Below are 15188 nucleotides of genomic sequence, written 5' to 3' on the forward strand. Positions count from 1 at the left end.
GACCACGGCTTAACTTGCGGCCCGGCACTGCTTTCCACCTTTCCCAGCTATGAGGCTCCCCACTAATATTGCGCTTTCGGCGCTGTTGTGCCTTTTCATGCAATGGCAGCCCGCAAGGGGGCAGTCGGCCACGCCCGAGCCGGCCCTGGCCGCTTCCGTAGCGGCCCTGCAAGCCCGGTATGACGAGTCGTTCCCGGGCCAGCCGCAGCTCTACAGCGGCACTGAGTATGTAGACTACTCCAAGCGCTACCACGCCCGCATCGGCCACCAGTTTTTTCTCGATGCGGCCCCTTTGCCGGGCAGTGTGGAATACGACGGCTACCGGCACCGCAACGTAGCCCTGGCTTATGACCTGGTGCGCGACAAGCTGCTGCTAACCCAGCCCGGCAGCCCCATCCTGCTGCAGCTGGTAAGCGAGCGGGTAAGCCGCTTCGACCTGGCCGGCCATCGGTTTGTGCAGCTGCTGCCCGACAGCACAGCGGCCAGTGCCATGCGCCCGGGCTACTACGAGGTGCTGGTCGACAGCGCGAGCCAGGTGCTGGCCAAGCGCAGCAAAACCATGCAGCAGCTGCTGGTGAACCGCAACATCGACGTCAAGTTTTCGCCGGCCGACAAGCTCTTCGTGCGCCGGGGCGACACCTACTATCCGGTGAGCAAGAAGAAGGCGGCGCTGCATGCCTTTGCTGACCGCAGCAAGGAGATGCAGCAGTACGTGCAGGAGCACAAGCTTTCCTTCCGCAAAGACCAGCTCGAAGCCAGCCTGGTGCTGCTGGCCCGCCACTACAACCTGCTGGCAACCCGCTAGCGGCCGGCAGCGCCTTTGTACGGGGCGGCCCTTTTATTGCGTTGACTATCCCTTTCCATGAAATACGCTTACGCGCTACTATTTACCTGTGGGCTGCTGCTTTTTCACCTGGCCAGCTACGGGCAGCAAACCGAAAAGCTGGTGAGCGGCAACTTCACCCACGTACCCTTCGAGCAGTTTGCCCGGCAGCTGGAAATACAAACTAACCTGCGCCTGTACTACGACCCGGCGACGGTGGACAGCCTGTATGTGACGCTGCAGGCAAGCGAGCGGCCGGTGAGGGAGGTGCTGGCCCAGGCCCTGCGCAACACGGCGCTGCGCTTTGTCATCGACGACGAAAACCGGGCTTTCGTGTACCGGGGCAATGCCGACCCCACCCTGCCGGACTACTTCCTGCGGCAGGCCACGGCCGCCGAGCTGGCGGCGCGGGCCGAGGAGCCCGCCGCCACGCCCGCGCCGGGCAAAACCCGCAGCCTGGCCGGGGCTGCTTCCAAGGTGCACGAGGTGGGCCCGCCCGGCAAGCCCGGCGCCCGCGCCACCCTGGCCGGCTACGTGCGCGAGCTCAAAAACGGGGAGCCGGTGATTGGGGCCGCCGTGTACGTGGAGTCGCCGAACGTGGGCGCCAGCACCAACCAGTTTGGCTACTTCTCCCTCACCCTGCCCCCCGGCCGCTACGAGCTGAAGGTGCGCGGCGTGGGCATCAAGAGCACCCGGCGCCAGGTGCTGCTGCGCAGCAGCGGCAAGCTCGACATTGATGTGGAAGAAGACATTGTGCCGTTGAAGGAAGTTATTGTGGAGGCTGAGAAAGACAAAAACGTGTCGAGCACCCAGATGGGCCTGGAGCGGCTCGACATCAAAACCATGCGGCAGGTGCCCACGGCCTTTGGCGAAACCGACATCCTGCGCGTGGTGCTTACGCTGCCGGGCGTGAAGAGCGTAGGCGAAGGCAGCACCGGGCTGAACGTGCGCGGCGGCGCCACCGACCAGAACCTGATTCTGTTCAACGATGCCACCTTGTATAATCCCTCTCACTTGTTTGGGTTCTTCTCGGCCTTCAACCCCGACATCCTGCAGTCGGTAGAGCTTTACAAGAGCGCCATCCCGGCCAAGTACGGCGGACGCCTGTCGTCGGTGCTCGACATCAGCACGCGGGAGGGCAACAAGAAGAAGTTTTCGGGCGCGGGCGGCATTGGCCCCCTCACCAGCCGCCTCACGCTGGAAGGGCCCATTGTGAAAGACAAGAGCGCCTTTATTGTGAGTGGCCGCGCCAGCTACTCCGACTGGCTGCTGCGCCAGCTGCCCAACCGCTCGTTTCAGCAAAGCTCGGCTTCGTTTTATGACGTGACGGCCCACCTCAGCCACCAGCTCAGCGAGAAGGACGCGCTGTATGCCACGGGCTACCTCAGCCGCGACCGGTTCCGCCTGGCCAGCGACACCACCTACCAGTACCTCAACCAGAGTGCCAGCCTGAAGTGGCGCCACCACTTCACCAACCAGCTCTCGGGCGTGCTCACGGGCACCTTCAGCCACTACGACTACGACATCAGCAGCACGCAGAACGCCGTGAATGCCTCGCGCCTGCAGTACAGCATCGACCAGAGCGGCCTGCGCGCCGACTTCAGCTACTTCCCCAACGGCAAGCATACCGTGGAGTTTGGGGCCAGCGCGCTGCACTACAACATCGCCCCCGGCAGCCTGACGCCGGTGGGTGAGGAGTCGCTGGTGAAGGCCAACGTGCTGGCGCGGGAGCAGGCTGTGGAAAGCGCGGCTTACGTTTCCGACCGCATCGAGCTCAGCCCGCGCCTGTCGCTGTCGCTGGGTTTGCGCTACTCCCTGTTCCACGCCCTGGGCCCGCGCGAGGTGTACCAGTACGCGGCGGGCGAGCCGCGCACCGAAGCCAACATCATCGACACGCTGCGCTATGCTCCCGGCAAGGTGCTGGCCACCTACCACGGCCCGGAGTACCGCGCCTCGGCCCGCTACTCGCTTACCGACAACTCCTCGGTGAAAGCCAGCTACAACCGCACCCGCCAGTACATTCACCAGCTCTCGAACACGGCCTCGGTGTCGCCGGCCGACATCTGGAAGCTGAGCGATGCCCAGGTGAAGCCGCAGGTGGGCGACCAGTTCAGCCTGGGCTACTACCGCAACTTCAAGGCAAACACCATCGAAACGTCGGTGGAAGCTTACTACAAGGATACCCGCGACTTTGTGGACTACAAGGGCGGGGCCACGCTGCTGCTCAACCGCCACATCGAAACCGACATCATCAACGCCGAGGGCAAGGCCTACGGCGTGGAGCTGTTTGTGAAAAAGCTGACCGGCAAGCTCAACGGCTGGATAAGCTACACCTACTCCCGCTCCCTGGTGCGGGCCAACGGGGGCACGGGCAGCAGCGAGCTGATAAACGGCGGCCGCTACTACGCCAGCAACTTCGACAAGCCCCACGACGTGACCCTGGCCAGCAACTACCGCTTCAACCGCCGCTTCAGCGCCTCGCTCAACTTTAACTACAGCACCGGCCGGCCCATTACCCTGCCCCTGGCCAAGTACAACGTGGGCAACTCCACCCGGGTGTTCTACTCCGACCGCAACGCCTACCGCGTGCCCGACTACTACCGCGTGGACCTGGCCTTCAACATCGAAGGCAGCCACAAGGCCAAGAAGCTGGCCCACAGCTCCTGGACGGTGGGCGTGTACAACCTCACCGGCCGCAGAAACCCCTACTCGGTGTACTTCAAGTCGGAAAACGGCCAGATAAAGGGCTACCAGCTTTCCATTTTCGGGCAGCCCATTCCCACGGTTACCTACAACTTCAAATTCTAGATGAGCACTGTCTCCTTTTCCGTGCGGGCGGCTTTGTGCTGGGCCCTGCTGCTACTGGCCGGCTGCGTCGACCCCTACATGCCCGACGCTATTACGGTGCCCACCAACTACCTGGTAGTGGATGGATTCATCAACTGCAACGGCGTGTCGGAAATCAAGCTCTCGCGCACCTACAATATTTCCGCCTCCACCCCGCCGCCCCGCGTAAGCCTAGCCACCGTTTATGTGGAAGAAGAAAGCGGCCCGCGCTACTTACTGCGTGAAAGCCCGGTCGGCACCTATACATCTTCCGCCCTGGTACTCAACCGCGCCAAGCGCTACCGCCTGCGCATTACCACCAACGGCGGCAGCGACTACGCTTCCGAGTTCGTGCCCGCCAAGTTTACGCCCCGCATCGACAGCATCAGCTGGAAGGCCGAGGATACGGGGGTAGGCATTCGGGTGAACAGCCACGATGCCAGCGGCACCACCCAGTACTACAAGTGGGACTACGAAGAAACCTGGGAGTTTGCGCCGCTGGTCAACCCCATTCTGGAGTACGCCAACGGGCAGATTATTCCCATCCGCACGCGCTACCCCCAGCGGTGCTGGCGCAATGCCAGCTCCACGGCCATTACCCAGGCCAAAACCACCAACCTGAGCCAGGACGTGGTGTCGAACTTCCTGCTGCTGACCCTGCCTCCGAATGCGGAGCGGCTGCGCTATAAGTACAGCATCCTGGTGCGGCAGTACGCCCAAACCCGCGAAGAGTACGCCTACTGGGACTTGCTGAAAAAGAATACCGAGAACATCGGCACCCTGTTCGACCCCCTGCCCTCCCAGCTGACCGGCAACATCCGCTGCCTGAGCAACCCCGAAGAGCCCGTGCTGGGCTTTATCGGAGCACACTCAGTAGAGGAGAAGCGCATCTTCATCGACCGCCTGCGGCTGCCCTTCCCCTGGCGCATGCTCAGCGGCTACGAAGACTGCTACCCGCCCGACACCGTGAAAGCCCCGCAGAGCGTGTACAACGTGCTGGAAGCCGGCCTTATCCCGGTGTTTCTGTCGTCGGCCGGCTACGTGGTTTCCACGGTCGACTGCGTGGACTGCCGCCGGCGCGGCACGGCTACGCGGCCCGCTTTCTGGCAATAGCTTCTCGTTGACTTCCCTACTTTCTGAGCTGATGGGTACTTGGAACAGAACGCCCCGTTTCCGCACCACCACCGGGCTGCTGCTGGCCCTGGGCCTGGCTTGCAGCGCCCCCGCCCGGGGGCAGGCCGACTCGCTGAGCAGCCTCAGCCGCCGCTTCGAGCGCTACCAGCAGGGCGCCCTGCCGGAAAAGCTGTTTCTGCACCTCGACCGGCCCCTGTACCTGAGCGGCGAAACCATGTGGTTTAAGGTGTATGCCGCCGAGGGCACCCACGCCCGCCCCCTGGCCCTGAGTACCGTGGCCTATGTGGAGGTGCTCGACAAAGACCAGCGGGCGGTGCTGCAGGGCAAGGTGGCCCTGCGGCAGGCCAGCGGCCACGGCTCCTTTACGCTGCCGGCTACGCTGCCCTCCGGGGCCTACACCGTGCGAGCCTACACCAGCTGGATGAAAAACTTTGGGCCCGACACCTTCTTCCACACCGATGTGACGGTGGTGAACACCAGCCAGGCCTCGGGCGCGGCACCGGCCAAAGACTCTACGGCCTTCGATGCCCGCTTCTTCCCCGAAGGCGGCAACCTGGTGCGCGGCATGGCCTGCCGCGTGGGCTTTAAAGTGACCGACAGCCACGGCCGGGGCGTAGCCGCCGACGGCAAGCTGCTGCAAGCCAATGGGCAGGTGGTGGCTACCTTCAAAACCCAGCGCTTCGGCATGGGCAGCTTTGAGTTTACGCCCGACGCTGGCGCCCCCTACACCGCCGTGCTGACTTTGCCCAACAAGCAGGTGCTGCGGCGCGCGCTGCCGGCGGCCTACGAGCAAGGCTATGTGCTGCGGCTCAGCAGCAGCCCCGAGCAGCTCAGCCTGGCGGTGAGCGCCAGCAGCAGCCAGCCCGAAACGGTGTACCTGCTGGCCCACGCCGGTCAGAAAACGGCCGTGGCTGCCCGGGCCACGCTCAGCAATGGCCGGGCTACGTTCACGGTTCCGAAAAGCCAGCTGCTGCCGGGCATCACGCACTTCACCCTGTTCGATGGCGCGGCCCGCCCGGTATGCGAGCGCCTCTATTTCCTGCCGCCCCCGGCCCAGGCGCTGGTAAAGGCCCAGGCCGATAAAAGCCAGTACAGCGCCCGCGAGAAGGTAAGCGTGCAGCTGGCCGCCGCCCAGCCCAATCAGCCCGAAACCAGCCTGTCGATGGCCGTGTACCGGCTCGACTCCCTGAACAGCACGCCCGGCCCCGGCATTGAGCACTACCTCTGGCTGAGTGCCGACCTGAAGGGCCGCATCGAAAACCCGGGCTTCTACTTTTCCGGCTCGCCGGAAGCCAGCGAAGCTGCCGACCAGCTCATGCTTACCCAGGGCTGGAGCCGCTTCCGCTGGGAAGAGGTGCTGGCCCGCCCGGCCAAGCCCCTTCCCTTCCTGCCCGAGCTGAACGGCCCCGTGCTGCAGGCCCGCCTCACCCAGCCGGCCACCGGCAAGCCCTGCCCCGGCCTGACGGCTTACCTGTCGGCCCCCGGCCCGGCTGTGCGGCTCGGCAATGCCCTAAGCAATGCCGAAGGGCTGGTGCGCTTTGAGATGGCCGCTTTCCCCGGAAGCCGGGAAGTTATTCTGCAAACCAACCCGGCCCAGGACAGCACCTGCCGCCTGGCCGTGCTCGACCCTTTTGCCGCGACCTTCGCCGCCCGCCCGCTGCCCGCCTTCGGCCTGAGCGCGCGCTTTATTGGCGACTACGCCCGGCGCCACCTACAGGCCCAGCTCCAGACGGTGTACCACGGCAAAGCGAAAAGCCGCCCCCTGCCCCCTGCGCCCGACAGCCTGGCCTTCTACGGCAAGCCCGACGCCTCCTACCTGCTCGATAAGTACACCCGGTTTCAGGTACTGGAAGAAGTGCTGCGCGAGTACGTGCCCGGGGTGATGGTGCGCAAGCGCAAAGACGGCTTCCACCTGCAGGTGTACGACAATGCCAGCCGCGTGGCCTTCAATGAAGCGCCCCTGGTGCTGGTAGACGGGGTGCCCATGTTCAACACCAACAAGGTAATGGCCCTGACCCCGCTGAAGCTAAAGCGCCTGGATGTGGTGACCAGCCGGTTTATGCAGGGCTCGGAAGTCTTCCACGGCGTGGTGAGCTTCAGCACCTACCGGGGCGACCTGGAGGGCGTGGCCCTGGATGCCCGGGCCCTGGTAGCGCAGTACGAAGGCGTGCAGATGCAGCGCGAGTTCTACGCCCCGCGCTACGACACGCCCGAAGCCAGCCGCAGCCGCCTGCCCGACCTGCGCAACCTGCTGTACTGGAATCCCAATATCACCTTAAGCGGCACTGCCCAGCGCACCCTGGACTTCTACACCGGCGACCAGGCCGGGCGCTACCTGGTGGTGCTGCAGGGCCTGGCCGCCAACGGGCAGGCCGGCAGCCGCAGCTTTACGCTGGAGGTGAAGCCGGCTCTGTAAAAACGCCATTAAAAAGCCCTACGCCCTGGCCGCTGACAGCCAGGACGTAGGGCGTTTTCGTGCCCCATGCTTTGCCTCTACTCGATAGCAACGCGCCGGGTAACGGGGCCGCCGGCATAGTCGACGCGCAGCACGTACAGTCCTGGCGCCAGGGTTGCCGTGCTCAACGTCAGCTCATCTGTCGTGGCTGGTTGTGCCAGCACGGCTTTGCCAACAGCATCAAATAAGGTAACCCGTTGAGGCTGCGCTTTGGCTTCCAGCCGCAGGTGCAGTACGCCGTGGGCAGGATTGGGCCATACGTGAAGGCCGGCCTGGCTGCTATTGCCTTGCTTACCTCCCAATGCTCCTCTGGCTAGAAACCGCACCAAGCCCGTTACGGGCTGGCCTGCCGCCTCCAGAAAGTAGCCCCCGGCCACAATCGCGCCGTCGGGCTGCACCAGTACATCATTTACCTGGCTGAGCTCGTTATAGCCTGGCAAAGCCGCGCTGCCTGGGCCCGTCGACAGGGTGTTGGCATTAAACGTCGCATCGAGCTGCCCATTTGCTTCAAGCCGCGCCAGCAGATTGGAGGGGGTGCCAGCCTGGCTGCCCTGCCTCATGTAGCCACCCACCACAATGCGGCCGTCGCTTTGCACGGCCAGCGCGTTTATGCCCGACTCCAGATTCGTTGGGGTAATAATGGGCAGGAACGGCGAAGCAAAGCCTGGGACAGCGCCCCCGGTAGCCGTGATGGCGGCCATCACCCGGGTATCGGTGAAAATACCGCCGGCCACATAGCCGCCAGCAGCAGCGCCCGGCGCAATTACATGCGGCCCGTAATGGTCGGGTCCGTTCCCGGCCGTGTTGACGTAGGTAAAGCTGGGGTCGGGCACCCCATTGGGCAGCAGCCGCGCTATTCTGTTCTGATAGGGATTGGAGCCGCCGGAGGATACCACGGCTATGATATTGCCACTGGCTTCCACCATTCCACTGACCACGACCGGCTGGTTGGCAGCCGGTGCGAACGTGGCTTCCACGCTGCCATCGGCATTCAGCCGGGTAAGATTGGGCTTGCCTGCCGCATCTGCGAAGCGCCCTCCTACCAGTATCTGCCCGTTGGCCAGCGCGGTGAGCAGGGTAATGCCGCCGGTGCCGTTAGAGCCCGGCGCGAGCATGGGCGCGAAGCCGGCATCGGCCGTCCCATCGGTGTTCAGCCGGAATGGATTGACCGCCCCACTGGCTGCCACCAGCACCCGGCCATCGGCCTGCACGGCCAGGGCCGATGGGTACCAGTCGGCATTCGTAGACTGGCGCCAGGCGAAAGTCCGGTCGAGCTGCCCACTGGGCAGCAGGCGGGCAAGGTAGTCGGTTAAGTGCCCGTCGATGGAGTTGAAGCGGCCCGCGATAAGCAGCTTGCCGTCGGCCTGGCGCACCACCTTGCTCACCGAGGCAGGCCGCTGCAGCAGGGGCGCAAAGCCGGCATCCAGCCCGCCCCCATTCTGCACCAGGGCCACCGTACGGCGCTGGCCCGCGAAGTTGCTGATGGCGCCCCAGGTCAGGAAGCTGCCGCCGGCCAGGGGCCTGACGCCGTATAGAAAGCCATTGGGGCCGCTGCCCTGCTGAAACGTGGCGTCCACGCTACCATCGGCTTGCAGCTTCACCAGCTGACTTGTGAAGGGCAGCAGGCCACCAGCCGACGTATGGGGAACAAGCAAAGCCATAATCTGCCCGTTCGACAGTACTGCCACCTGCTGGCCGGTGCGCCCGGGGAGGCTGGCCACAGTCGAAAGGCCGGGGTCGAGGGCGCCGGTGGGTAGAAGCCGCAACACGGGCTGCTGAGCCGCAAACCGGCCGCCTACGAGTAGCGCCCCATTGGCATCCAGGGCAAGGGAGGTAATGTAAGGCGTGGTATTGTTGTTGGCAGCCACGCTGAGGCCCGATTGAAAGCCAGCATCGGTACTGCCGCTGCTGGTAAGGCGGACAACTCCGCTTCCGTGAAACACGCCGTTTACATTGCTTATGCCCCCGGCCAGAACGATTTTTCCATCCGGCTGCAGCAGCATCTTTACCACCGAGCTTGAGCTGAGGCTTACGTTGAAGCTGGGGTCGGGCGAGCCGTCGCTCTGCACCCGGAATAATTCGAAGTCGTGGTTGTTGCTGCGCAGGTACACGCCCAGAATCAGCACCTGCCCATCGGGCTGCGCGATGGCCTGCCTCACCTGCGGAAAGGTGCCGGCAGCGGGCAGTACCAGGTTGAACGAGGGGTCGAGGCTGCCATCCGCATTAAGCCGAAATACGAACTGCCGCTGTACGCTCCCGGCCAGGTAATCGCCCACTACGAGCAGCTGCCCATTAGCCAGGGGCTGCAGCTGCTCGGCCACGATTCTCGCGCCGCTCAGGCTTTGCCTGAACCCCGGGTCTTCTACACCGGCGGCATCGAAGCGGGCCAGCCCTTTGCCGGGCTGCCCGTTTGTGCGGGTGAACCTGCCGGCCACTACAAACTGCCCGTTGGGCATCTGGGCCGCATCGCTGATGCTTGCGGCCCCATAAATTTCGGGAATGTGAAAGGCAGGGTCCAGTACCTGCGCCAGGCTTGCTGCGCCAGGCATTCCGCAGAGTAATAAAAGGCCGGCCAAAAATTGTAGGCCTTTCCGACTAGCAGACCGGAAGGGGGTGGGTAATAAGGTTTGTTTCATATTGAAGTAGTAAAGCAGGACAAAGCTCATCTGCCAAACGCAGCCATCCGTGGCGAGATTGTCCCCAACAGGCAAAAACTTATCCCTCCACCCCCTTCTGCCGTACTTTCGCCTTATGACCGACACTGCCGCTTCCAGCCCCAAAAAGCTTTTCCTGCTCGACGCCTTCGCCCTTATCTACCGCTCGCACTTCGCGTTCAGCAAAAACCCGCGCATCAACTCCAAGGGCATGAACACCGGGGCCGTGCTGGGCTTCACCAACACCCTGGTGGAAGTGCTGCAGAAGGAAAAGCCCAGCCACATCGGCGTGTGCTTCGACGCGGCCAAGAAAACCTTCCGCCACGACCAGTTTGCCGAGTACAAGGCCCAGCGCCAGGCCATGCCCGAAGACATTGGCGTGGCCATTCCCTACATCAAGAAAATCATTCAGGCCTTTCACATTCCCATCCTGATGATGGACGGCTTTGAGGCCGACGACGTGATTGGCACCCTGGCCCAGAAAGCGGAGAAAGAGGACTTCGAGGTGTTCATGATGACGCCCGACAAGGACTACTGCCAGCTGGTGACGGACAAGATTAAAATCTACCGCCCCGCCTTTATGGGCAATGCCGCCGAGGTGCTGGACGTGGACCACGTGCTCAAGCGCTTCGAGATTGAGCGCGTGGAGCAGGTCATCGACATCCTGGGCCTGCAGGGCGACGCCTCCGACAACATCCCCGGCATCCCTGGCATCGGCGAGAAAACCGCCAAAACCCTGATTCAGAAGTATGGCTCGGTGGAAAACCTCATTGCCAATGTGGACGAGCTCAAGGGCAAACAGCAGGAAAACGTGCGCAACTTCGCCGAGCAGGGCCTGCTGAGCAAGGAGCTGGCTACCATTCACGTAAACGTGCCCCTGGACTTCGAGCCCGACAAGCTGGTGCTGGATGCTCCGGACGAAGCCAAGCTGCGCGAATTATTTGACGAGCTGGAGTTTCGGCAGCTGGCTGCCCGTGTACTGAGCGGCGGCCGCGACGACCGCGCCCCGGTGGCCCCGGCAGGCCGCGGCGCGCGCCGGCCCAAGGTGGCCCCGGCGGGGCAGGCTTCGCTGTTTGGAAGCCCCGGCGATGAGGCCCTGGCCATCGCCAGCGAAGAAGGCGAAACCGGCCACTTCGGCGCCCCCAGTGGGCCGCGCCGCCGGCTCGAAGACGTGCCCTACAACTACCATTTGATGGACACGCCCGAGCTGCGCAAGTCGCTGCTGGAATTCCTGCTGCAGCAAACCGAAGTCAGCTTCGACACCGAAACCACCGGCCTCGACACCATGACGGCCCGGCTGGTGGGCCTGAGCTTCTGCTGGCTGCCCGGCGAGGCCTACTACGTGCCCGTGCCGCCCGACGACCAGGCTGCTACCCAGGCCATCGTGAACGAGTTCTGCCCCTTCTTCGAGGCCGAAAGCATCCTGAAAATCGGGCAGAACATCAAGTACGACCTCACCATTCTGCGCCACTACCAGGTGGAGGTGAAGGGCCCGCTGTTCGACACCATGCTGGCCCACTACCTCATCGAGCCCGACATGCGCCACAACATGGACGTGCTGGCCGAAACCTACCTGCACTACGAGCCCATCTCCATCCTGGCCATCATCGGGCCCAAGGGCAAAAAGCAGAAGACCATGGCCGACATTCCCCCGGCCGAAGTGAAAGACTACGCCTGCGAAGACGCCGACGTAACCCTGCAGCTCAAGCACGTATTCGAGCCCATGCTCAAGGAGCTGGGCCTGCTGCAGCTGCTGAACGAGGTGGAGAACCCGCTGGTGCCGGTGCTGTCGGCCATCGAGTACGAGGGCGTGCGCATCGACTCCGGCGCCATGAACGAGTACTCGGCCCAGCTGCAGGGCTACATCACGGAGCTGGAAAGCCAGATTTTCGCCGAAGCCGGCGGGCCCTTCAACATCGGCTCGCCCAAGCAGCTGGGCGAGGTGCTGTTCGACAAGCTGGACCTGGGCAAAGGCAAAATCAAGAAAACCAAAACCGGGCAGTACGCCACCGGCGAGGAAATCCTGAGCCAGCTGGCTGCCGACAACCCCATCGCGGCCCTCATCCTGGAGCACCGCCAGCTCACCAAGCTGCGCTCGACCTACGTGGAGGCCCTGCCCCAGCTGGTGTGCGAGCTGGATGGCCGCGTGCATACCAGCTTCAACCAGGCCGTGACGGCCACCGGCCGCCTCAGCTCCACCAACCCCAACCTGCAGAACATTCCCATCCGTACCGACAAGGGCCGGGAAATCCGCAAGGCCTTCGTGCCGCGCGACGAGCAGCATGTGCTGCTGGCAGCCGACTACTCCCAGATTGAGCTGCGCATCATGGCCGACTTCTCCGGCGACAAAACCATGATTGAGAGCTTCCGCCAGGGGCTCGACATTCACGCCAGCACCGCCAGCAAGGTGTTCAAGGTGCCGCTGGAGGAAGTGGACGGCAACATGCGCCGCAAAGCCAAGATGGTGAACTTCGGCATCATCTACGGCATCTCGGCCTTCGGCCTGGCCCAGCGCCTGGGCATTGGCCGCAAGGAAGCCACCGACATCATCGAGGCCTACTTCGCCGAGTTCGGCGCCGTGAAAGCCTTCATGGACGAGAGCATCAACCGCGCCCGGGAGCTGGAATACGCCGAAACCCTGCTCAAGCGCCGCCGCTACCTGCGCGACATCAACTCGCGCAACGCCACCCTACGCGGCTACACCGAGCGCAACGCCATCAACGCCCCCATCCAGGGCACCGCGGCCGACATCATCAAAAAGGCCATGATTGACATCTACGCCTGGCTGCAGGAAGAAAAGCTGGGCACCAAGATGATACTGCAGGTACACGACGAACTGGTGTTCGACGCCGTGCAGGAAGAAGTGGAATACATCACTCCCAAAATCAAGGAGCTGATGACCCAGGCCCTGCTGCTGCCCCGCGGCGTGCCGCTGGAAGTGGAAGTGGGCACCGGCAAGAACTGGCTGGAAGCGCACTAAACCAGTGCATTAGTTGCAGCAATCTAACTCTTTCGCCGTGGACCTTACTGCTCTTCATCAGACTTTGAGCCAGCGCCGGCGCCCTGAAGATGTGGCCGAGATGCTGTTGCCGCTGCTGGAGCAGCACCTAACGCCGCCCGAGCTGGCCACTTTAAAACGCGCTGCGGGTAATTCACTCCGACGCAATGCGTGGCACTATACGTCCATGATGGAAGACTTTGCTCGGCCAGCAGGAGCAAATAAGCAGGCCGCTAAAGCCGCCGAGCTACTTGAATATCCGTTGCCGGCTGCCTCTGATGCCAGCATTGCCGATTACGCAGACCCGGAGCAGGTTCGGCTGCTGCTACAAGAGCTGAGCCCACGTCTGGCTAAAAACATGGGGCACAATAACTACCTGACTGACCGGCTGGACCGCAAAGCCCGGCAGGCCGCTGGCTTGGGTGACTTGTCGCGCCGACAATACAACAAGCGGTTTAGGGCTTTACGGCATTTGGAGGAAAAGCTGCAGCAGCTTGTGTTTACCAGCCAGCAGCACCAGCTGCAAATGGTTAGCAAGCACGGCTTCGCACACGAAATAGCGTATGAAGACTTTAGCCGCGACCTATTCAGCGCGGCCTTCATTGCGTACTATACAGCCCGCTGTAATTTGCGGAGCGAGTTCACCAACCAAAGCCAGGAACGGCCATTCAACACGGTGGCTGATATGCTCTTTCGCCGTTGCCGGGATGGGCAGCCGCCGGTTTCGGCTCTACGCCGCTGGGTAACCGGTGCGCTGCCGCCAACTGGCTCCAGCCCTGCGCCGGCCTGGTGGGCTATAGCGCAAGTATACCCCGCGCCGCAGGTGCTAGCCCAACTGTCGGATGAGCAGAAGGGTGAGTTACTAGGCCGCTGGACGGCCCTATTGCAGGAATTAGCCGATGTGTTGCGTCATACCTGGGCCGCCAATACTTTCCGGCGCGACTCTATGGTGGTGAAACGAGGCGATGATTCTTCCACCTGGAATATCACCGCTGGCGCCTGGAACAAAGCCCGCGACAATTGGATAAACCTGCTTTATGCCTTGGGCATGGAGTTCGTGCTGGAAGACCTGTGTCCAGGCAAGGTGCTACGTCTGATGGCAGCCGATGTAGTAGCCTGGCACCAGCAAACTGGAGGGCAGCTAGACCCCAACACGCTGGTATGGGCTGACCTGCCTTTACCCTGGGAAGTTCTTAACGGAACCGCTACATGCACTCGCGAAACCGTGGCGGCGGCCTGCGCTCGTGCCGGCCTCAATGCGGCCAAATCTGGCTGGCTGGCTCCGCGCCCTCATCAAGTGGTGCCGTTCCGCCCCACACCTGAGCTGGTACATGGGGTAAGCGTCAGTAATCCGTATCTTGCCTTGGTACTACGTAAAAACAAGGTGTTTTCTGGCAAGTTGCTTCCTGACTTTTAGTGGATTTCCCCAAAAGGATAAAGTAGCTCAGTGGAAGAGCGCCCGGCTCTTACCGGGTGGACGCTGGTTCGAGCCCAGCCTTTATCCCGTTTCTGGCATAGCTCAGTGGAAGAGCGCCCGGCTCTCGGTCCGGGTGGACGCTGGTTCGAGCCCAGCTGTCAGAACTTTGTTCACCGCCCACGTCGCCGCATGCGTGGCCAAATGCAACACGGCTCGCGCCTGCGCACACTGGCAATTCACCCTCGACAAGACCAGTGTCAAGCTAGACCGACCCTACCAGAAGATTAAGGCAGATAATTTTCTTAATTGAGCAATAGCTCAAATTGCTAACCTATCTTATGAGTTAATATGTGCTGCAACTTTTAATTAAAGCACTGCTTCCCTATTTATTACCAATAAATAAATTATTGCAATACATTAATTTTTTTTATTTTGCATTATAAAATTTTATAATCCCAAATATTTACACTATATTTGAAATAGGATTGCACTTCCCTTCCACATTGGTGCATGTTCTCTCCATCGGCATACTAGCCATGGAGACATCTAAGTTCTTCTACCGAACTCCCGGGCACCTGCCCCTACAGGTCTTCGATGTTCGCATCCCCATCAGTGGACTGCCCGCCAGTTTCTGGCCCAGTCCCCTTGCGTCCATCGGTACGTAGCTGCTTCTGAGCTACGTTGTGTTCCCTCGTGGGAAATGTTCCACTGCATGGGTAGATTACTGGTAGGTGCGTTATTCATGACGCCGCCACTAGCACGATATGGCCGAGAAATCGCGGCCTTTTCTGGCCCGGCTACTTCTAAGTCCGCCGCCCTGCCGCAGGCTACCCATCATTCCGCTTAACAGCATCAGCACCTCCAGGGTGCTTAGGGTTTGC

Annotated in this window: 7 protein-coding genes and 2 tRNA genes; 8 read left to right on the forward strand and 1 reads right to left on the reverse strand. The window is 62.3% G+C overall.

Annotated elements, in window-relative coordinates; genetic code table 11:
* Positions 1-49: 49 nt before the first annotated feature.
* The 4 genes from ABD919_RS04755 to ABD919_RS04770 are packed head-to-tail and all read left to right on the forward strand — an operon-like array spanning position 50 to position 7199.
* A complete protein-coding gene (locus tag ABD919_RS04755) occupies positions 50-805 on the forward strand; it encodes a hypothetical protein (RefSeq protein WP_345234292.1) in 756 nt (251 codons plus the stop codon).
* A gap of 57 nt (positions 806-862) precedes the next feature.
* Entirely contained in the window at positions 863-3631 is a 2769-nt protein-coding gene (locus ABD919_RS04760) for a TonB-dependent receptor (RefSeq protein WP_345234294.1), read from the forward strand.
* On the forward strand, positions 3632-4762 hold the full coding sequence (locus ABD919_RS04765) for a DUF4249 domain-containing protein (protein WP_345234296.1): 1131 nt from the start codon (positions 3632-3634) through the stop codon (positions 4760-4762).
* A gap of 31 nt (positions 4763-4793) precedes the next feature.
* Positions 4794-7199, forward strand: a complete 2406-nt coding sequence (locus ABD919_RS04770) for an MG2 domain-containing protein (protein ID WP_345234297.1) — start codon at positions 4794-4796, stop codon at positions 7197-7199.
* Positions 7200-7276: 77 nt separating this feature from the next.
* On the opposite strand, the gene ABD919_RS04775 is transcribed toward ABD919_RS04770, so the two are convergent.
* Positions 7277-9787 (reverse strand): T9SS type A sorting domain-containing protein, encoded by a 2511-nt coding sequence (locus ABD919_RS04775; protein ID WP_345234299.1) that lies wholly within the window; start codon positions 9785-9787, stop codon positions 7277-7279.
* Between the two features lie 202 nt (positions 9788-9989).
* Between ABD919_RS04775 and polA the strand changes: the two genes are divergently transcribed.
* The 4 genes from polA (at position 9990) to ABD919_RS04795 (ending at position 14471) form a co-directional block, all read left to right on the forward strand.
* Positions 9990-12872, forward strand: a complete 2883-nt coding sequence (gene polA, locus ABD919_RS04780; RefSeq protein WP_345234301.1) for a DNA polymerase I — start codon at positions 9990-9992, stop codon at positions 12870-12872.
* Between the two features lie 37 nt (positions 12873-12909).
* Positions 12910-14307, forward strand: coding sequence for a hypothetical protein (locus tag ABD919_RS04785; protein WP_345234302.1), 1398 nt, complete (start codon positions 12910-12912; stop codon positions 14305-14307).
* Between the two features lie 16 nt (positions 14308-14323).
* Positions 14324-14394: transfer RNA gene (locus tag ABD919_RS04790), tRNA-OTHER, on the forward strand.
* Positions 14395-14398: 4 nt separating this feature from the next.
* A tRNA-Glu gene (locus tag ABD919_RS04795) sits at positions 14399-14471 on the forward strand.
* The last annotated feature ends 717 nt before the right edge of the window (positions 14472-15188 follow it).

Source organism: Hymenobacter saemangeumensis, from assembly GCF_039541835.1.
In the GTDB taxonomy this organism is placed as follows: Bacteria; Bacteroidota; Bacteroidia; order Cytophagales; family Hymenobacteraceae; genus Hymenobacter; species Hymenobacter saemangeumensis.